Genomic DNA, 20,253 nt, shown 5'->3' on the forward strand with positions numbered 1-20,253 from the left:
GGCGGAACTTGATATCAGCCATGGTATAACCCTTGGTGTTATAGACGTTGAACCCTGTTAACGGATCGAGCCGATCCGCGCTTGTTAGCACTCCGTCTGTCCGAGTGCTAACGTGCCAAAGAGATAGAACTGGCCCTATTCTTTGTCAAGGATCGTTGCCGTTTTTTAACAGAGCAGAAAATAAATTCTGCATATAAGGCTGCCAAAGGCATGGACGTGCTGTTGCCCGGAATGTGGGGACTATACAGGTGCCTGGCAAGGCGGGCAGGAAAATAAGCACCTTAGGCTGGTTATGTTCAGGAAATGGCGGGCTTGGTTAACGGCGTCTGATCGGCAGAAAGACCTAATCGTTGGAACACAATGCGTTCATCCGGGCGTCCATTTGGACGCAGACTGGCTCAAGCGTGGTGACAGATCAGGCTCATTCTTGTAGAGGAAACCGCAGGATGCCTGAGACGCATCTTCACCAAAGTCGACCGTTTGCTTGATAATGGCACGGTCGGGCTCCTTATTTTACCGGTATCGGCCGGACCAGCATACTAGAGGATAGTGATGAAACTGCCTGAGCACCTAGACGATCTGACGGACGGATATGATGCGATCTTCTGTGATGTCTGGGGTGTATTGCACAATGGCGAAGTTGCATTTGCGCCTGCCGTCGAGGCTTTGAAGCGCGCACGCGCCAAGGGCATAACGGTTATTCTCGTAACCAATGCGCCACGTCCGTTCGGCAGCGTTATTGCACAGATGACGTTGCTCGGTGTGCCGGAAGATGCCTATGACCGCGTCGTCACCTCCGGCGATGTGACCCGTGATCTCATTATTGAAGGTCCGCGCAAGGTCTTTCATATCGGCAGCGAACGTGAGCTGGCGATTTATGAAGGTCTGGATGTCGAGCTGGTTGAAGAGTTCGAAGCTTCGGGTGTTGTCTGTACTGGTCTTTATGACGATGAAACCGAGACGCCAGAAAATTACGTCGAACTGCTGCAACGCCTCCGTTCGCGCAATCTGCCTTTCATCTGTGCAAACCCGGATATTATGGTTGAGCGCGGTCCACGCCTGATCTGGTGTGCTGGCGCGCTGGCGCGTGATTACGGTCAGCTTGGCGGTCGCACGCTGATTGCAGGCAAGCCGCATCGCCCGATCTATGAAGCTGCTGCAAAGGCGGTTGAAGAGATTCGTGGCGCACCTGTTGAAAAGTCCCGTATCCTCGGTATCGGCGACGGCGTGTTGACCGACGTGAAGGGAGCCGCTGATTACGGCCTCGATGTGCTCTATATTTCCGGTGGTGTTCATGCAGCGGATTACGCTGCTGACGGGAGTGTTGACTTCGATAGAATGAATGCATTCCTGCAAAAGCATGGCCATGCGCCAATCGCCTCGCTTTACGCACTCGTCTAACATCCGCTTCGAGAATCTGCTTCGACCATGACAAAACCTGCTTTTCAGCGCCTTTCCGGAACGGATGCATTGCCGCTCACATTGCGTAATTGCGTTGTGGCGATCGGCAATTTTGATGGTGTCCATCGTGGCCATCAGGCCGTGCTGGAGCGTGCGCTGGAAATTGCCGAGCGAGATGGGTTGCCTGCGGTTGTTCTGACTTTTGAGCCGCATCCGCGCAGCTTCTTCAAGCCGAACGAGCCTGTTGAGCGCCTGACAGATGCCGTAGAAAAGGCCGAGATTCTTCGGCTTATGGGTTTCGACGCTGTGGTCGAGCAGCCGTTCACGGCAGATTTTTCTGCGCAATCGGCTGAAGATTTCGTGCGCAATATCCTGGTCGAGCGATTGCACGCCAATTGCGTTGTCACGGGGTATGACTTCCATTTTGGCAAGGGACGCCGTGGCACACCGGAATTCCTTGTGGAGGCCGGAAAGTCATCGGGCTTCAGTGTTTCTCTGGTGGATGCATTCAGCGACGAGGGAAGCAATGTTGTTTCCTCCACGCGCATTCGAGCGCTGCTGTGCGAGGGCGAAGTTGCTGAAGCCGCAGGTCTTCTCGGCTATCGCTATCGTGTCAGCGGTGAAGTTATTCACGGCAAGAAGCTTGGTCGTACACTTGGCTTTCCAACCGCCAATATGACAATCGATGACCATGTGAGCATGAAACACGGCATTTATGCTGTGCGCTTCCGCAGGGCGGATGGCAGTTTGCATGACGGTGTCGCAAGTTTTGGCCGTCGCCCCACTGTCGACAGTGATGGCAAGCCATTGCTCGAAACCTTTGTCTTTGATTTTTCCGGCGACCTTTATGGCGAAGTCGCTGAAGTTTCTTTCTTTGGGTATCTGCGCGGTGAAATTAAGTTCGACGGCCTCGATCCGCTGATCGTTCAGATGAAACGGGATGAAGAAGAAGCGCGTGCGATTCTGGTGGGAGCACAACCGATATCCGCACTGGATGGTCTTCTGTCCTTTCCAGCTTAGCAATTGGGACGGAGCTCTCTCACAGTGGATTTCCACTTCTGAGAGTCATATTGCGAAAAACCTGTAGTGATTTCTACTTAAGATTTAAGTTTAATTTTACATATTCCGTTCAAACAGTGTTAAATACCCCCAAAGTTTCCGGGGCGCTGTTTATCGGAGTTTCATGTGACGCGTATCTCCCTTGCCTTTATTACAGGCGCCGCATTGTTCGTGGGTTCGTTCTCGGCAGTTGCTGCAGATATGCAGCAGACAGACGTTTATGCTGCAGAACCAGCCAAACCGGCTCGCAAGTATTTCTGGTCTGGCGACTGGTATCTCAAGGTGGGTGCCGCTGGTCTGGTTGCTCCGAAGTTCGAAGGTTCCAACAAGTATAAGTTTTCGGCACAGCCGCTGATTTCGCTTGGCCGTCAGGGCGAAGCAGAGCGTTTTTCGTCGCGCAATGACAATGTCTCTTTTGCATTCATAGATCAGGATCGCTTCCGCGTTGGTGCTGTCGGCAAGCTGATGTTTGAGCGCGACACCAAGATTGATGGTCTTCATGAAACCAAATTCGGCGGTGAAGCCGGTGGTTTTGTTGATGTCTATCCGACTGACTGGCTGCGTGTCCGTGGTGAAGTGCGCCATGGTATCCGCGCGCATAAGGGCGTTGTGGCTGATGTTGCTGCCGATGCGTTCTATGACGTGACGCCTGTGGTCCGCGTTTCGGCTGGTCCGCGTGCGACCTTCGCTTCCAAGGATTACTTCAAGACCTATTATGGCGTAACGGCTGAAGAAGCTGTTGCATCGGGTGTGAAGGAATATCGTCCGGGCGGCGGTTGGGAATCGGTCGGTGTTGGCGGTGCCATCACCTGGAAGGCAACCGACAAGATCGATACAAGCCTGTTTGGCGAATATAGCCGTCTTCAGGGTCCGGCAAAGGATTCGAGCATCGTGAAGCAGCGCGGTTCGCCGAACCAGTTTATGGTTGGCGTATCCGCGACCTATCGTTTCGATTTCTCGCTCGACTGATAAAATCTGGTCAATCTGTAAAGTTTTCGGAGGCAGGGCTGCAAGTTTATTGCGCCCTGCCTCTTTATTCCTGTGAAGGTCATTGCTAAAAGCGTGCCCATGATGACGGATTTTCGGCACATCGGCACGGCTATACGAATTATTGGCCCGGCCTTCCTCTAAGCCTTGATGGCGCTGCTTTTAAGCGGCGCATGGCAGGAAGGTCCGGGAGCGACCGGCTGTGCCTCGCAGCCTCCTGAGTTTTCCCGGCTGCGTTTGGCAGCCTCCTGAACGTTCAAAGCATATTCCCCTCGTATCAAAACATGCGGGAATGACAGGCAAGCGTAAAATGACCGACAAGATCGATTATTCCAAAACCCTCAATCTGCCGCAGACCGAATTCCCGATGCGCGCAGGCCTGCCGCAGCGCGAGCCGCTTTTCGTGCAGCGCTGGGAGGAAATGAACCTCTATAAAAAGCTGCGCGAAGACGCCAAGGACCGCCCGCTTTACGTGCTGCATGATGGCCCTCCTTACGCAAACGGCAATATCCATATCGGCCATGCGCTGAACAAGATCCTCAAGGACGTCATCACCCGTTCGTTCCAGATGCGTGGTTTCAACTCGAACTATGTTCCGGGCTGGGATTGCCACGGCCTGCCGATCGAGTGGAAGATCGAAGAAAAATACCGTGCACAGGGCAAGAACAAGGACGAAGTCGCAATCAACGAATTCCGCAAGGAATGCCGTGAGTTTGCGGCTGGCTGGATCAAGGTTCAGTCGGAAGAGTTCAAGCGTCTTGCTATCTGCGGCGATTTTGAAAACCCATACACGACCATGAACTTCCATGCGGAAGCGCGGATCGCGGGCGAACTTCTGAAGTTTGCTGCAAGCGGCCAGCTTTATCGCGGCTCGAAGCCTGTCATGTGGTCGGTTGTCGAACGCACGGCATTGGCTGAAGCCGAAGTCGAATATCACGACATTGAGTCGGATATGATCTGGGTGAAATTCCCGGTAGCTGGTGCAGGCGATCTTGCCGGTGCTTCTGTTGTTATCTGGACGACAACCCCTTGGACCATTCCAGGCAACCGTGCGGTGGCTTATTCCTCGCGCGTTTCTTATGGTCTTTACGAAGTTGTCGCTGCCGAGAACGATTTTGGTCCTCAGCCTGGCGAAAAGCTCGTTTTTGCTGACAAGCTTTCTGAAGAATGCGCCAAGAAGGCAAAGCTTGAGTTCAAGCGTCTGCGCGACGTGTCGGGCGAAGAACTTGCAAAGAACGTGCTTTCCCACCCGCTCAAGGGCTTCGGCGGTGGATATGAGTTTGTCGTGCCGCTGGTTTCCGGCGATCACGTCACTGACGATGCCGGTACGGGCTTTGTGCACACAGCACCTAGCCATGGTCGCGAAGACTTTGAAGCGTGGATGGACAATGCCCGCGAGCTGGAAGCGCGCGGAATTGATCCGAGCATTCCTTTCCCGGTTGGCGATGACGGTTACTACACCAAAGATGCGCCGGGCTTCGGTCCGGATCGCGACGGCGGTGCAGCGCGTGTTATCGATGATAACGGCAAGAAGGGTGATGCAAACGAGGCTGTCATCAAGCAGCTCATCGCGCATGACAAGCTTTTTGCACGCGGTCGTCTGAAGCATTCCTATCCGCATTCATGGCGCTCGAAGAAGCCGGTTATCTTCCGCAACACGCCGCAGTGGTTTGTCTATATGGACAAAAACCTCGGCGATGGCACCACGCTGCGCTCGCGCTCGCTCAAGGCCATTGAGGAAACCCGCTTCGTCCCAGCTGCCGGTCAGACCCGTCTGCGTTCGATGATCGAAGGTCGCCCGGACTGGGTGCTTTCGCGTCAGCGCGCCTGGGGCGTGCCGATCTGCGTGTTTGCTGATGAAGAAGGCAACATCCTGCAGGACGATGCCGTCAACAAGCGCATTCTCGAAGCTTTCGAGGCAGAAGGCGCTGATGCATGGTTTGCTGAAGGTGCGCGTGAACGCTTCCTCGGTAGCCGCGCAAACGAGGGTTGGACGCAGGTTCGCGACATTCTCGACGTCTGGTTCGATTCTGGTTCGACGCATACTTTCACGCTGGAAGATCGTCCGGACATGAAGTGGCCTGCCGATGTTTATCTTGAAGGCTCTGACCAGCATCGCGGCTGGTTCCACTCGTCACTGCTGGAAAGCTGCGGAACGCGTGGCCGCGCGCCTTATAATGCCGTCGTTACTCATGGTTTCACCATGGATGAGAACGGCAAGAAGATGTCGAAATCGCTTGGCAACACTGTCACACCGCAGGATGTGATCAAGGATTCGGGCGCCGATATTCTGCGTCTTTGGGTCATGACCACGGACTATTGGGAAGATCAGCGTCTGGGCAAAAACATCATCCAGACCAATATCGACGCTTATCGCAAGCTGCGTAACACGATCCGCTGGATGCTTGGCACGCTCGCCCATGACGAAGGCGAAACGCTGCCTCACGCCGATCTGCCGGAACTCGAACGCCTGATGCTGCATCGTCTGGCCGAACTCGATGAGGTTGTGCGCTCGGGTTACGACGCGTTTGACTTCAAGCGCATCGCTCGCGCATTGATCGACTTCATGAATGTCGAACTCTCGGCCTTCTACTTCGATATCCGCAAGGATGCGCTCTACTGTGATGCGCCGTTGAGTGTTCGCCGCAAGGCCGCCCTTCAGACGGTGCGTGAAATCTTCGTTCGCGTAACCACCTGGCTTGCGCCAATGCTACCTTTCACCACGGAAGAAGCCTGGCTTGATCGCTATCCGGAATCGGCTTCGGTGCATCTGGAGCAGTTCCGCAAGACGCCTGCTGAATGGCGCGATGATGTGCTTGCTGAAAAGTGGCGCAAGGTTCGCAACGTTCGCCGCGTTGTTACGGGCGCGCTGGAACTGGAACGCGCAGACAAGCGCATCGGTTCTTCGCTGGAAGCAGCGCCGGTCGTCCACATCACTGACAAGAGCCTTGCCGATTCGCTTGAAGGTCTGGATTTCGCTGAAATCTGCATCACCAGCGGCATCGCGCTTACGGATGCTGCAGCACCCGCTGAAGCTTTCACGCTTGATGATGTGAAGGGTGTTGCGGTTGTTCCTGTTCGTGCGGAAGGTGAAAAGTGCGCTCGTTCCTGGCGTTACACCACCGATGTCGGTTCGGACGCGGAATTCCCGGAAGTCTCGGCCCGTGATGCGGCTGCACTGCATGAATTGAAGGCGCTTGGACGGCTTTCGGCATAATAATCAAAGCCCGGACGCATCGCGCGCCCGGGCTTTTTTCACTGCAGGGCTTGCCTTGATAAGTGAGAGCATGGTGAAATAGCGGTTAATATCGCGATTGCCCGTAGAGATGCTCTCATGTACAAGGCTCTCCTTGAGATAAACTTGCAATCTGCCTTGGAGTTGCCGGTTTCTTGCGGCAAGGGTGAAATAGAAGCCTTTGACGAAAAGAAAATCGACAGGCGTAAAAGAAGTGGCGCTAATGAAGATTGAAGGACGAGTTCTGGTATTGATGACGGCGGTTGCGGGTCTCGCACTGTCTGGATGTGTATCGTCGCCGACCTACGGAACCGACAAAACGGCGAGTGCGCAGCTTCTCGACGACGTGTCGAACATGGCTAGCTTCGGTCAGGGCAAGAAAAAAGATCGGATCGATTACAAGCCGCGTCCTGATCTTGTGCGTCCTGCACAGGGTGAAAAGGGTGCACTGCCTGCTCCGCAGGAAAGCGTTGCAAGCGCAGGCGATCCTTCGTGGCCAGAATCACCAGAGCAGCGCCGTAAGCGTCTGCGTGATGAAATCACCGCAAATCGCGACAACCCGAACTTCGTTTCGCCTGTTGAGCAGGACGTAGCGGTTGCCAATAATCTTCGCGCTTCGCTTCCAAGCGGTAACAGCCGTCGTGAAGATTATGAATCCCGTACGCCAACATTTGATCCAGCAAGGGTTGCTGAGCTGAAGAAGCAGCGTGAAGCGCAGACGCAAGGCTCGTCAACGACGCGCCGCTATCTGAGCGAACCGCCGCTTGCTTATCGTCAGCCGGCTTCGACCGCAGCTGTAGGTGAAATGGGCCAGGATGAGTCGCAGAAAGAACGCGAGCGTAAGAAAGCTGCTGGTGGTGGTGGCAAAAGCTGGCGCGATCTGCTTCCTTGGAATTAATAATATAGTATAATTTTTCAAAAATTAGAAAGCCGGAAGAGAAAATCTTCCGGCTTTCTTTTTGTTGTTTGCTTTGGGGTTTGTCATCAAAATGACTTTGTTTTGTTATGTTATATTCCAAATATTAAATATTTTTAATGTTGGCTATTCTAAACAATATTTGATTTCAATCAACGAAACCATTCTGGCAGAGCGTATCCTACTACTTTTCGGGATGTAAGGTACAGTAATGCACAACACAAATCAGATTTGGGATGGTCCCAATGGTTACGGCGTCATCAGTCGTATGTTTCACTGGCTCATGGCCGTCCTTTTCCTGTGGCAGTTCATATCTGCCATACTGCGTATTCTTGTGAAGGACAGTGCGCCCTATAGTTTCTTCTGGTCTGCGCATTACACAATTGGCTTCTCACTGCTGATACTGGTGTTGTTGCGCGGTGTATGGGGATTGCTGAATTTCTCAAGGCGCCCGCATAAAGCAGGTGCAATGGGTAAGCTTGCGGGTTTGGGGCATTTGGCGATCTATGTGCTTATGTTCGCCGTTCCGGCGCTTGCACTATTGCGCAGTTACGGAAGTGGCCGCGGCTTTTCTGCATTCGGCATTCAGATATTCGAGCAGACAGGTGTGCAGAATACGGCACTGACCGCTCCGGGCAATGCGGCGCACGGTCTTTTGGGTTGGGTACTGCTCGCTGTAATTGTTGGCCATGTGTTCATGGCACTGGTGCATCATTTTGCGCTGCGCGATAATACGCTGCGTCATATGACTGGCCACCGGGCTGTTACAGCGGTTCCAGTTAGAAATGAATCGTTGGAACCACTGTAACTGTTTGTTTTTACGCATTATCCGACGCAAAACCGCTTCGCACTTTTGCTGGAAATGCTATAACTGAGCCGGGCTATCGCTTCTCGCGAAAAAAGGCCCTGAGCAGTTTCTGGGATTCTTCTTCGGAAAATCCCGCATAAACATCAGGTACATGATGGCATGTGGGCTGCGTGTAAAAGCGTGGTCCATATTCAACGCCGCCGCCCTTCGGATCGGCCGCGCCGTAATAAAGCCGTCGAATGCGAGCGAAGGAAATTGCTGCCGCGCACATCGCGCAAGGCTCAAGCGTTACGTAAAGATCGCAATCGGGCAGGCGTTCTGATTTGAGAAATTCGCCCGCATGTCGGATTGCAAGCACTTCCGCATGGGCAGTGACGTCGTTCAATTCGCGGGTTCGGTTGCCCGCGCGGGCGATAATTTCTCCGTCATGCACGATGACCGCGCCAATCGGCACCTCTCCGCGCAGGGCTGCAGATTTGGCCTCTTCCAGTGCGATCTGCATTGGATTTGCCATAATTGGGTGTGAAATATCTGCAACCTTTTTCAAGCCAACCTCATTTCATGGCCAAGACAGGGAAATTTCGCTCGCAAGCTTATGAGCGATTTGTTACTGCATAAGTCACGAAATCAAAACCGATTTACGAACGGATTTATACGGCGTTTTTGACCGGACAGCTCTTTCCCAGTTTCAAAGGGGCGAAAGACGACACGGCGGCGCTGCTGAAAGGCCAATACCAGATGAGCACAGAAGACGACAACAAGGGCGGTCGACGTCCCCCGCATGGACGTGGCGAAGGCCGCGGTGATCGCCCAAGCGGTACGCGTGGCGAACGCGGCGAGCGACGCTCCGGCCCCCGTGACGATAATTTTCGCGATGGCAAGTCCCGCGATGATCGGCCTCGCCGTGACGATGAACGCGGTGCGCCGCGCAAATTTGGATCGCGCGACACGCAGGATGGTGAAGATAGCGGTGAGCGCATCGCCAAGCGCTTGGCGCGTGCCGGTATTGCTTCGCGCCGCGAAGCCGAGACCATGATTGCGGCAGGCCGTATTTCGGTGAATGGCAAGGTGCTCGATACACCTGCGATCAACGTAAAGCGCACGGATGTCATCACAGTCGATGGCAAGCAGTTGAAGCAGGCCGAGCGGACGCGTCTGTGGCTTTATCACAAGCCTGCTGGCCTTGTGACCACCAACCGTGACCCTGAAGGCCGCCCGACCGTATTTGAAGCGCTGCCTGCCGAAATGCCACGTGTGCTTTCTGTTGGCCGTCTCGATATCAACACCGAAGGCTTGTTGCTGCTCACCAATGATGGTGGTCTGTCGCGCGTTCTGGAACTACCGTCGACCGGCTGGCTGCGTCGCTATCGCGTCCGCGCTCATGGCAAGGTCACGCAGGCGCAGCTCGACGAGCTGAAAAACGGCATCGCCGTCGATGGCGTCTTCTATGGCAGCATTGAAGCGACGCTTGAGCGTGAGCAGGGCGCGAATGTCTGGATTTCGATTGGTCTGCGCGAAGGCAAGAACCGCGAAGTTAAGAACATTCTCGGCGCATTGGGCCTTACCGTTGGACGCCTGATCCGTGTTTCATTTGGTCCTTTCCAGCTTGGCGATCTTGAAGAAGGTGGTGTGCGTGAAATTCGCGGCCGCATTCTGCGTGATCAGCTTGGTGAAAAGCTTGTGGAAGAATCCGGCGCAGATTTCGATGCGCCAGTTCTGAATGAATTTTCCAACACCGTTGTTCAGGGCCGCACTGCGCGCGAAATGGAGCAGCGCGAGCCGCGAGAGCAGGAAGGCGAATATCGCCGTCAGCCACGCGAGCGTGAATGGATTTCGAGCCAGCCGGAGCGTCGCAAGCGTCCGGAAAAGAAAGAAGACAAGGTTGAACCGCGTCGTCGTGGTGGTGTGAATGTCTGGATGGCATCCGGCGCACGTCCGCAAGGCGAAAAAGCTGCGGCAGAAAAAGCTGCGCGTGCTACGGCTCGCGGCGAACGCGCAAGCCGGTCTGAAGGCGATTTCAAGTCTCGTCCACGTCGTTTCGAGGATGGTGATCAGCGTCGTGATGAAGGCCGTGAAGATCGTCCGCGCCGCTTTGAGGGCCGTTCAGAAGGACGTCCGGCAAACCGTTCCCCGCGTGGTGAAGGTGATTTCCAGCCGCGTCCACGCCGTTTCGGCGATGGTGATCAGCGCCGCGAAGAAGGTCGCGAGGATCGTCCGCGCCGTTATGAAGGTCGTTCCGAGGGCCGGCCAGAGGGTCGCGGCCCACGTCCGGAAGGTCGCGATGATCGGAAGCAGGAACGCCGTCCGGGCAAGCGCGAACGCGCCGAGTTGAAAGCTGAAGGCGGTGAAAGATCATCGGGTGGCTATGAAGGTCGCAGCTTCGGCAAGCCTTCAGCTCCGCGCGGTGAAGGCCGTTTTGGTGGTGGAAACGCTGATCGTGGCCCACGCAGCAGCGGACCGCGTTCTGGCGAAGGTCGCGGCCCATCGAAGGGTCCGGGTGGCTTTGGCAAGGGTCCGGATCGCGGCGGTTCAGGCGGTAAGCCGAGCAACGGTCGATCCGGCGATGGAAAGCCACGCGGTGGCAAGCCAGGGGGCAGTGGTGCGGATCGTCGGCGGTAAATTCCGCGGACGCGCGCTCGTAACTCCTGCAACAAATGCGATCCGTCCAACGACGGATCGCACGCGCGAAAGCCTTTTCAATATTCTTGCGCACAGCTTTCCCGATAAGGTGGATGGCGGTCGCGTGCTGGATCTCTTCGCGGGGACCGGCGCGCTCGGGCTTGAAGCGCTTTCTCGCGGTGCCCGCTATGCGGTCTTCGTTGAAGAATCTGCGGAAGGTCGCGGCATTCTTCGCCAGAATATCGAAGCTTTCGGTCTTCAGGGTCAAACCAAGGTTCTGCGCCGCGATGCCTGCAAGCTTGGTGAAGCGGGCACGATGGAGCCCTTCGATCTGATATTTGCTGATCCACCCTATGGTCGCCGCATGGGGGAAAAGGCTCTTTTATCTGCACTGGAAGGTAGTTGGCTTAATCCTGACGCACTTATCGTGCTTGAAGAGGAAGCAGAAGCATCGCTGGAACTGGATGAACGATTCGTCGTTCATGAAGAGCGGAATTATGGTGGCACCATTATTCGTCTCATTCAGTTGAAAGCGCATCCCGAAAAAGTGTGAAACTGTTTTCGGATAAGATGTGCGCGGACGCAGATAATCAGGGCGCTGATCTGACGAAGTGAGATCAAAAGGCGCTTTGATAGGGCTAAAGATTTATCCGGAATCGGGCGACCGGTTTCGGAAACGCGTTGAATTTGATAGCATTTCCAGCAAAAGTGCGAAGCGGTTTTGCGTCGGATAATGCGTAAAAACAAACAGTTACAACGGTTCTAATGATTAATTCGTCACTGGAACCGCTGTAAATACAGGTCTTGCCGCTCGCCAGACATCTCAAAGCTGTCAGGGCGGAATGAAACTGATTGGAGATGTCGTTTGGTGCATAACCCCTCACTCCGGCACTATTTGTTGTCCACCGCCCTTGGTTTGGCGCTGGCTCTGCCACTTGCAACAGTTTCGGTTCGGGCGCAGACGCCTGCACCCGCTGTAGCAACCGAGGCTGCTCAGCCTGCAGAACAAGCAAATCTGCCAGAAATCACGAAATCCGAAGATATCAGCAGCTTCACGCTGGAAAACGGCCTCAAGGTCGTCGTTATTCCGGATCACCGCGCGCCGGTGGTTACGCAGATGATCTGGTATCATGTGGGTTCAGCTGATGAGGCGCCCGGTGAATCCGGCATTGCGCATTTTCTTGAACATTTGATGTTCAAGGGCACCAAGACCTATCCGGCTGGTGAGTTCTCCGCGAAGATCGCAGCGATCGGCGGTCAGGAAAACGCGTTCACCTCGTATGATTATACGGCCTATTTCCAGCGCGTTGCACCAGATGCGCTCGAAATGGTGATGGGCTATGAATCGGATCGTATGGCCAATCTGGTTCTTGATGAGGAAGCTGTCACGACTGAGCGCGAGGTGATTCTTGAAGAGCGTCGTATGCGGGTGGATTCAAATCCCGCAGCGATGCTGATGGAAAACACCGACGCCGTGCTGTTCTACAACCATCCTTACCGCGTGCCGGTTATCGGCTGGCGGCAGGAAATGGAGAAGCTCAGCCTGAAAGATGCGGTTGATTTCTACCAGCAATATTACACGCCGAATAATGCGACACTGGTTATTGCCGGTGACGTAACGCCGGAACGCGTCCGTGATCTCGTCATGAAGACCTGGGCCAAAATCCCGAAGCGTGCCGATGTTCTGCCGCGTGAGCGTCCACAGGAGCCGGAAAAGCACGCAGCGCGCGTTGTGACGTTGCATGATGATCGCGTGAGCACACCTTCGTTCCGCATGTCATGGCTGGTGCCGTCTTACTCCAATGAGAAGCGCTTCCCTGATGTGAAAGCAGGGGACGCCCCGGCGCTTGATCTGCTGAGCGAAATTCTGGGTGGCTCGCTCCGCTCGCGTCTTTATCAAGAACTGATCGTCAAGCAGGGCATCGCATCCAATACTGGTGCCAGCTATGATGGCGACCCGCTCGATGACGGTACATTCTCGGTTTACGGTTCTCCGCAAAACGGCAAGACACTGGCCGATGTTGAAAAGGCTGTCGATGCCGAAGTTGCCCGCATCATTAAGGACGGTGTGACACAGACCGAGCTTGATCAGGCACGCAATCGCTTCCTCAAGGCCGTGACATTCGCACGTGACAGCCAGTCCGGCATGGCCCGGATTTACGGTTCCACACTCTCCATCGGCATGAGTATCGAAGATATTCAGAAGTGGCCGGATGTGATCAAAGGTGTCACCGTCGAGCAGATCAAGGATGCGGCAAGCCGCTATCTGGTCAAGGACCAGTCGGTGACGAGCTATTTGCTGCCGCCTGATACAGAACCTGAAAATGCACGCGAAAATCCGAATGCTGCCGCTGGCAATGACGAGAATGGCGCGGGAGGAGCAATCCAGTGAGCAAAGCTATTGCGTTGAACGTTAATCGTGCAAAGACCGCAATGATGGCACTGGCAACATCGATGATGTTGCTCATCATTTTGAACCTGCCTGCAAATGCTATCGAAATTCAGGAAGTTGTCTCACCAAAGGGCATCAAAGCCTGGTTGGTTGAAGACAATTCTGTCCCGCTCGTATCAATGCGCTTCTCGTTTAAAGGCGGCACATCGCAGGATCCGGGTGGCAAGGAAGGTCTTGCCAATCTGATGACCGGCCTTTTTGACGAAGGTGCAGGCGATCTCGATTCTGACAGTTTCCAGGAGCGCATTGATAATCTCGGCGGCGAGATGAGCTTTACAGCTTCTCCTGATTCCGTTTCGGGTAGCATCCGTATGCTGGCTGAGAACCGCGACGCGGTCAGCGATCTTCTGGCATTGGCTGTCAATAAGCCGCGCTTTGATCAGGACGCCGTTGATCGCATCCGCCAGCAGGTTGTTGCGAGCCTTGAGGCTTCGCAGCGTAACCCTTCGACCATTGCTTCGCGCAAATTCTCGGAAGTTCTGTACGGCAACCATCCTTATGGTCGCCCGGATGAAGGTACGGTCAAGTCGCTGCAGTCGATCAGCCGCGAAGACCTTGCCACATTCCATCGCAAGAACTTCGCTCGTGATCGCCTGACTGTCGGTGTTGTGGGTTCGATCAATGCCAAGGATCTGGGTGAGATGCTGGACAAGGTGTTTGGCGATCTGCCTGCAAATGCGGAACTGGTGCCGGTGCCGGATGCGAAACTCGCGCTTGGTACGACAACAAGCCTCAGCTTTGATATGCCGCAGACATCGATCAGCTTTGTCTATCCGGCAATTCCGCGCAAAGATCCTGAGTTCTTTGCAGCTTACCTGATGAACCACATTCTTGGCGGCGGCTTCACCTCGCGTCTTTATGCGGAAGTGCGTGAAAAGCGCGGCCTGGCCTATTCGGTCTCGTCATCAATGGCGCTGCGCGATCATGTATCGGCGCTGACGATTTCAACGGCAACCCGCCCTGAAAAGGCGCAGGAATCGCTGAAGATCATCCGTGAACAGGTCGCAGCCATGGCAAATGACGGTCCGACAGAAGCGGAGCTTCAAGCTGCCAAGAGCTATCTCAAAGGCTCTTATGCGGTGAACAATCTCGATTCTTCGGTGTCGATTGCCGACACGCTTGTTGGTCTTCAGGAAGCTGGTCTTGATCGTGAATATATCGACAAGCGCGCTGAATTGATCGATGCGGTGACGCTCGATCAGGTGAAGGCTATTGCCAAAAAGCTTCTGGAAGCAGAACCTGCAATTCTGATTTTCGGGCCTGCGCAGTCCTAACACCCAGGTAAAACAAATATTGGAGCGCGTCATGGAAGCGCTCCAATACGCCGTGAGGAAAGCTTCATGGATATAAGCATACCCACATCTCCGCGTATTGCGGTCGCCTTTGGCGGCGGCGGTGCTCGCGGTATCGCGCATATCCATATTATCGAAGTGCTGGATGAACTCGGCATCAAGCCGGTGGCCATTGCCGGTTCATCCATCGGCTCGATTGTCGGTGCCGGAATGGCAAACGGCATGAGCGGCAAGGAAATTCACGAATATATGGCGGCGATTTTTAATCGCCGTTCGGAAGTCGCGCGCCGCATGTGGCAGGCGCGGCCTGAACGCTGGGTGGAGCTGCTGAAAGGCGGCTTCCGCGTAAGCCAGTTCAACATTGAAAAGATTCTGGAAGTTTTCCTTCCTGCTTCTCTGCCGGAGAATGTGGAAGAGCTGAAAATCCCGATGAGCATCACGGCCTCGGATTTTCACGCAGCACTTGAGCTGAATATCGAGCAGGGTGATCTGCGCTCGGCGATTGCTGCTTCCTGCGCCATTCCGCCTGTCTTCCGGCCCGTGCGCCGTGGTGGACGCATTCTGGTTGATGGCGGATTGCTTAATCCGGTTCCGTTCGATCTCCTGTTCGATAAAGCCGATATTGTTATTGGCATCGACGTCGTGGGTGCGCCTGTTGGCCCTGATGATTACATGCCGACAACGATTGAAGCGGTGATGGGTGCAAACCAGCTAACCATGTGCTCGATAATCGAGAACAAGTTCCGCAATCGTCCGCCGCATATTTTCCTGCGTCCGAATGTTGAACGGATTGGCCTGCTCGACTTCCTGAAATTCGAGCAGATTCTGTCGCAAAGCGTCGATATCCGCGAAGAACTGAAGATCGCACTCGATACGGTTTTAAGCGGCAAGCCTAAAGCCGCCGCTTCCTGAGCTCAGAGCGGTTTCAGCGAATACTGAATCATTGGAACCGCTTCGCACTTTTGCCGGAAGTGCATTATTCAGCCGCAACTGCCGCTGACGGCGTACCCTCATCAACATTTGCAACCGCATCGATATTGTCGCCAGCCTTATCGATGCGCTGGCCTTCGCGGGTTGGCTTCACCAGAGGTTCAGGCGTTACCGGCTTGTTGAACAGCAGATGGCGGCCGGCCATAATGCCTTCCGAAGCCTGAACATGCAGTCGGTCTTCGTCACGCTGCCTCACATCTTCGCGAATAGCATAGGCGTTGGCCTCAGACAGACCAAGCCCTTCCAGCGTGCGCTGGCCAAAAAGCAGCCCTGATTCAAAGGTTTCACGCAGTTCATATTCCACGCCCTGAGCACGCAGCTGCAGCGTATGTTCACGATCATAAGACCGCACAAACAGACGTACATCTGGATATTCCGACTGGATCAGATTGACGATCCGGTTGGTAATCTCCTTCTTATGCGTGCAGACAGCGACAATCTTGGCATGGCGGATACCGGCGGCTTCAAGCACGTCTTTGCGGGTGCCGTCACCGAAATAAATACGGAAGCCGAACTTGCCCGCAGCTCTCACACGGTTGGGCGAGTTGTCGATAACAGTCACGTCGATGCCACCAGCGAGCAATATCTGCGCGGAAATCTGTCCGTAACGCGAAAAGCCGATCATCAGAACGTCAGAGCCAGCGCCTTCGAAGTTCTCTTCGATGACATCTTCCGTCTTGTCCTTAATCAGCAGTTTCGAGCCAATGGCAACTGAAAGCGGGGTCAGCGCCATCGAAACGGTAACGGCCGCAACCAGTTCTGAACTCAGTGCATTGGAAATCACCGCAGCCGCGGCGGCGGCTGAAAACAGCACGAAGGCAAACTCGCCTCCCTGCGGCAGCAGGAATGCCACGCGGATCGCATCATTGTGGTTTGAACGGAAGATGCGGCACAGCACATAGGTAATCGCCGCTTTCACAATCATGAAGATTGGAACCGCGATCAGGATTGTCTGCCAATACTGTAGGATAACGCTCAGATTGAGGGACAAGCCGACAGCGACAAAGAACAGGCCGAGGAAAATACCGCGAAATGGTTCGATGTCTGCTTCCAGCTCATGCCGATAGGATGATTCTGCGAGCAGAACGCCCGCAATGAATGCACCCATAGCCATGGAAAGACCTGCTGATTCCAGCAGGCTTGCCGATCCAAGCACAACAAACAGCGCTGCTGCGATCATGACTTCGCGCGCACCCGTATTGGCAATGATCCGGAACATCGGATTGATCAGATAGCGACCCGCGATGACAAGGGCTGCAATCGCTGCAATGGCTGTTGCCAAATGAAACCCTGCAGTCATTTGCGAGGGTTCGTTGGGCGACAACGCAGGAATGATCGCAAGAATCGGGACGATTGCGAGATCCTGAAACAACAGGATCGCGAAAGCGCGCTGTCCATGCTTCTGGTTCGTTTCTGCACGATCTTCCAGCACCTGCATGGCAAAGGCTGTTGAAGAAAGTGCCAAGCCAAATCCGATGATGATAGCTGCTTCCGTGCTTAATCCCGCCAGATAGACGCCCAAGGCTGCAAGGGCTGATCCAGTCAGCAGAACCTGTGCAGCGCCCAATCCAAAAATTGAATGTCGCAAAGCCCATAGGCGCGAAGGCTTCAGTTCAAGGCCGATGATGAACAGAAGAAAAACGACGCCGAGTTCCGAAAAATGCAGCAGTTCTTCGCCGTCCGAGATCAGGCGCGCCACTGGACCGATCACGATGCCGGCTGCGAGGTAGCCCAGAACTGTGCCGAGCCCAAGCCGCTTGAAGAGGGGCGCCGCAATAATTGCACCACCCAGAATCATCAGAGCCTGTAAGTAGAGACTTCCGCCAGTTGCGACCATTTTATGCTCTTGGGTTATGCTTTGGAATTCGAAGAATGTGAGGGCTTGCCTTGAAGCCCCAGCATTTCGGCAATATAGGAGTACGATATGGCTCTAATCAGTCCGATGTCGAATAATTTGACATAAGTTTTTGCAAATTCCGATTACGGCTGTTTACATAGCGTGGCTCCATTCTGGCGCCTTCTTAGCCTCTCAGTCTTGGATTATATAATGATTTCAGATAATTCGCCGGGTAAACTTGTCGACCGTGCAGCGCAGCTTGTTGCCGCTGCAAAGCGTGCCGGTGCCGATCATGCTGACGCAGTTGTGATCCGTGCCCGTTCGGTCAGCGTGTCGGTTCGTCTTGGCAAGGTAGAGGGAACCGAATCGTCGGAAAGCGACGATTTTTCATTGCGCGTTTTCGTAGGTCGCCGAATTGCCAGTGTTTCTGCAAATGCGGGCAGCGATCCCGACAGATTGGCTGAGCGTGCCGTTGCTATGGCGAAGGTCGCGCCGGAAGACCCCTTTGAGCAATTGGCCGATCCTTCGCTTCTGGTTAAGCAGCCGCGCGATCTCGATCTTTTTGACGCGACACAGATCGACACAGCACGCCTGACGGCTGATGCACTTGCCACAGAAGAGGCGGCGCGCGGGGTTGTAGGTGTCACCAATTCCGGCGGCGCAGGCGCTTCGAGCAGCATGGGTGGCCTTGTGCTGGTCACGTCCTCGGGTTTCGCAGGCGAATATGCCGCCACGCGTTTTGGTCGTTCGGTATCCGCGATTGCAGGCGAAGGCACCAAGATGGAGAGGGATTATGATTTCAGCTCCCGCCTTCATTTTGCTGATCTTGATACGCCTGAAAATATTGGCCGACGCGCGGGTGAACGCGCAGTTCGTCGTCTGGGCGCACGGCAGGCCAAAACCGGTCCGGTCAATGTGGTTTTCGATCCGCGTCTGGCGCGCGGTATTGCAGCCCATCTTGCCAGCGCTATCAATGGTGCATCGGTTGCCCGCAAGACCAGTTTTCTGCGTGACAGTCTCGGCAAACAGATTTTGAAATCAGGTATCCGCGTTACGGATAACCCGTTGCGGGTTCGTGGTTCTTCGTCGCGTCCGTTCGATGGCGAAGGTATTGAAGGCCAGCCGCTTACGATGATTGAAAACGGTGTACTTAATCATTGGCTGCTCTCCGGTTCGAGCGCCCGCGAGCTGAGCCTTGTAGGCAATGGTCGTGGCGTGCGTTCGGGCTCCGGCGTGTCGCCTGCCTCAACCAATTTTGCGATCGAGCCGGGCTCGGAAACGCCGGAAGACCTGATCCGGTCTTTGGGAACAGGTTTCTATGTGACGGAAGTTTTCGGGCAGGGCGTCGACATGATTACCGGCCAATATAGTCGCGGTGCATCGGGCTTCTGGATTGAGAATGGCGAACTTGCTTATCCTGTGAGTGAAGTCACAATTGCTTCTAATCTCAAGGATATGTTCCTCAATATGACGCCTGCATCCGACATTGATCGGAATTTCGGGATGACTGCACCCACCCTCGTGATCGAAGGCATGACCCTTGCCGGAAATTGAGAAACGAAAAGATATCCAGAACGAGCTTGAACTTCTGCGCCATGCGGCGCGAGAGGCAGGCCGTATTGCCATGCGCTATTTCGGGCAGTCGCCGGAGGTCTGGCTGAAAGACGGGCAGTCGCCGGTCAGTGAAGCCGATCTCGCGGTTGATCGCTATCTCAAGGAAGTGCTGCTTGAAGCGCGTCCCGATTATGGCTGGATTTCTGAAGAAACCGCGGATGACCGGGTGGCTGCGAAACGACGACGCGCATTTGTAATCGATCCCATCGACGGCACGCGCGCTTATATCGGTGGCCAGTCCCAATGGTGCGTGAGTGTGGCGATTGTGGAAGACGGCAAGCCGATTGCCGGTGTCTTGCAATGTCCAGTGCTTAATGAGGTCATTGAAGCGGGCAAAGGGTTTGGTGCATCGCAGAACGGTTTGCCGATAAGTACCCGTTTGCCACAAGATGGCCATAAAATTGCCATGGCTTCGGCAAAAAGAATGGTCGAAATTCTGCCAGAAGCGTGGCGTGATCGCGTGATTTTGCACCCATATGTGCCTTCTCTTGCATATCGCATTGCGATGGTTGCACGGGGTGATATTGCCGGTACCTTCATTCGGCCAAATTCACATGATTGGGACTTGGCCGCAGCTGATCTCATTCTGAGTGAGTCGGGCGGGGCACTCTTGACCGATGGTGCTGAGCCTCTCATCTATGGTGGGCCGACGCTGCAGCATGGTGCGCTGGTAGCCTCTAGCGGAAACCTTTTGCAGGAAATGTTGAGTGTTGTCGCGGACTGGCCATTGAGCTAATCATGCGGCGAATAGGTTTGTTTCAAGGGATATTGTCATGAGTGCCGAAGGCGACAAAAAGCAGCTTCTTCATCTGGTATTTGGCGGTGAGCTGACCAAGCTCGGAACCGTCCAGTTCCGCGATCTCGACAATCTCGATGTCGTTGGGATTTATCCAGATTACGAATCTGCAAAGACGGCCTGGAAGTCCAAGGCGCAGCAGACAGTAGACAACGCTCATATGCGTTATTTCATTGTGCATCTGCACCGCTTGCTGGACCCGGAAGGCGTAGACCTGAAGGCGGAATAAGCGCCTTTTGTCTGTACC

17 protein-coding genes are annotated in these 20,253 nt (G+C 54.6%); 15 read left to right on the plus strand and 2 right to left on the minus strand.

Features of this window, described 5'->3' with window-relative positions; all coding sequences use genetic code 11:
- The first annotated feature begins 552 nt into the window (after positions 1-552).
- The 7 genes from RT142_RS20735 (at position 553) to RT142_RS20765 (ending at position 8,406) form a co-directional block, all read left to right on the plus strand.
- Positions 553-1,401 (plus strand): TIGR01459 family HAD-type hydrolase, encoded by an 849-nt coding sequence (locus tag RT142_RS20735; RefSeq protein WP_313031192.1) that lies wholly within the window; start codon positions 553-555, stop codon positions 1,399-1,401.
- Between the two features lie 27 nt (positions 1,402-1,428).
- Positions 1,429-2,421 (plus strand): bifunctional riboflavin kinase/FAD synthetase, encoded by a 993-nt coding sequence (locus tag RT142_RS20740; protein WP_313031194.1) that lies wholly within the window; start codon positions 1,429-1,431, stop codon positions 2,419-2,421.
- Between the two features lie 165 nt (positions 2,422-2,586).
- Entirely contained in the window at positions 2,587-3,429 is an 843-nt protein-coding gene (locus RT142_RS20745) for a MipA/OmpV family protein (RefSeq protein WP_313031195.1), read from the plus strand.
- 328 nt (positions 3,430-3,757) lie between these two features.
- Positions 3,758-6,664, plus strand: a complete 2,907-nt coding sequence (ileS, locus tag RT142_RS20750) for an isoleucine--tRNA ligase (RefSeq protein WP_313031197.1) — start codon at positions 3,758-3,760, stop codon at positions 6,662-6,664.
- 117 nt (positions 6,665-6,781) lie between these two features.
- Positions 6,782-6,916: a hypothetical protein gene (locus tag RT142_RS20755; RefSeq protein ID WP_257736895.1), complete on the plus strand. Its 135-nt coding sequence runs from the start codon at positions 6,782-6,784 to the stop codon at positions 6,914-6,916.
- Positions 6,906-7,580, plus strand: a complete 675-nt coding sequence (locus RT142_RS20760; protein WP_007878067.1) for a hypothetical protein — start codon at positions 6,906-6,908, stop codon at positions 7,578-7,580. Before RT142_RS20755 ends, RT142_RS20760 begins: the two co-directional genes overlap by 11 nt.
- A gap of 229 nt (positions 7,581-7,809) precedes the next feature.
- Entirely contained in the window at positions 7,810-8,406 is a 597-nt protein-coding gene (locus RT142_RS20765; RefSeq protein ID WP_313031200.1) for a cytochrome b, read from the plus strand.
- A 73-nt stretch (positions 8,407-8,479) separates the two neighbouring features.
- On the opposite strand, the gene RT142_RS20770 is transcribed toward RT142_RS20765, so the two are convergent.
- Positions 8,480-8,920 carry a nucleoside deaminase gene (locus RT142_RS20770; protein ID WP_007878069.1) on the minus strand — a complete coding sequence of 147 codons (441 nt, stop codon included), beginning with the start codon at positions 8,918-8,920 and terminating at the stop codon, positions 8,480-8,482.
- 224 nt (positions 8,921-9,144) lie between these two features.
- Here RT142_RS20770 and RT142_RS20775 point away from each other — a divergent pair, with 224 nt between their 5' ends.
- The 5 genes from RT142_RS20775 (at position 9,145) to RT142_RS20795 (ending at position 15,681) form a co-directional block, all read left to right on the plus strand.
- The gene (locus RT142_RS20775) at positions 9,145-11,025 is read left to right on the plus strand and encodes a pseudouridine synthase (RefSeq protein ID WP_313031203.1); all 1,881 of its coding nucleotides are present in this window, start codon (positions 9,145-9,147) and stop codon (positions 11,023-11,025) included.
- The gene (gene rsmD / locus RT142_RS20780; RefSeq protein WP_039860516.1) at positions 11,006-11,578 is read left to right on the plus strand and encodes a 16S rRNA (guanine(966)-N(2))-methyltransferase RsmD; all 573 of its coding nucleotides are present in this window, start codon (positions 11,006-11,008) and stop codon (positions 11,576-11,578) included. The genes RT142_RS20775 and rsmD overlap by 20 nt, the downstream gene beginning before the upstream one ends.
- 315 nt (positions 11,579-11,893) lie before the next feature.
- Positions 11,894-13,417 carry a M16 family metallopeptidase gene (locus RT142_RS20785; protein ID WP_112812439.1) on the plus strand — a complete coding sequence of 508 codons (1,524 nt, stop codon included), beginning with the start codon at positions 11,894-11,896 and terminating at the stop codon, positions 13,415-13,417.
- Between the two features lie 41 nt (positions 13,418-13,458).
- A complete protein-coding gene (locus tag RT142_RS20790) occupies positions 13,459-14,751 on the plus strand; it encodes a M16 family metallopeptidase (RefSeq protein ID WP_083898655.1) in 1,293 nt (430 codons plus the stop codon).
- Positions 14,752-14,817: 66 nt separating this feature from the next.
- Complete coding sequence (locus RT142_RS20795; protein WP_064321150.1) at positions 14,818-15,681, plus strand: patatin-like phospholipase family protein; 864 nt, start codon at positions 14,818-14,820, stop codon at positions 15,679-15,681.
- Between the two features lie 64 nt (positions 15,682-15,745).
- Here RT142_RS20795 and RT142_RS20800 read toward each other — a convergent pair whose 3' ends face one another.
- Positions 15,746-17,596 carry a monovalent cation:proton antiporter-2 (CPA2) family protein gene (locus RT142_RS20800; RefSeq protein WP_039860509.1) on the minus strand — a complete coding sequence of 617 codons (1,851 nt, stop codon included), beginning with the start codon at positions 17,594-17,596 and terminating at the stop codon, positions 15,746-15,748.
- Positions 17,597-17,806: 210 nt separating this feature from the next.
- Here RT142_RS20800 and RT142_RS20805 point away from each other — a divergent pair, with 210 nt between their 5' ends.
- The 3 genes from RT142_RS20805 to RT142_RS20815 are packed head-to-tail and all read left to right on the plus strand — an operon-like array spanning position 17,807 to position 20,235.
- Complete coding sequence (locus RT142_RS20805) at positions 17,807-19,150, plus strand: TldD/PmbA family protein (protein WP_313031206.1); 1,344 nt, start codon at positions 17,807-17,809, stop codon at positions 19,148-19,150.
- Entirely contained in the window at positions 19,137-19,946 is an 810-nt protein-coding gene (locus RT142_RS20810) for a 3'(2'),5'-bisphosphate nucleotidase CysQ (RefSeq protein WP_007878085.1), read from the plus strand. The genes RT142_RS20805 and RT142_RS20810 overlap by 14 nt, the downstream gene beginning before the upstream one ends.
- Positions 19,947-19,983: 37 nt before the next feature.
- Positions 19,984-20,235, plus strand: coding sequence for a DUF4170 domain-containing protein (locus RT142_RS20815; protein ID WP_007878087.1), 252 nt, complete (start codon positions 19,984-19,986; stop codon positions 20,233-20,235).
- Positions 20,236-20,253: the final 18 nt, after the last annotated feature.

The organism is Brucella sp., from assembly GCF_032066345.1.
Classification (GTDB): Bacteria; Pseudomonadota; Alphaproteobacteria; order Rhizobiales; family Rhizobiaceae; genus Brucella; species Brucella pseudogrignonensis.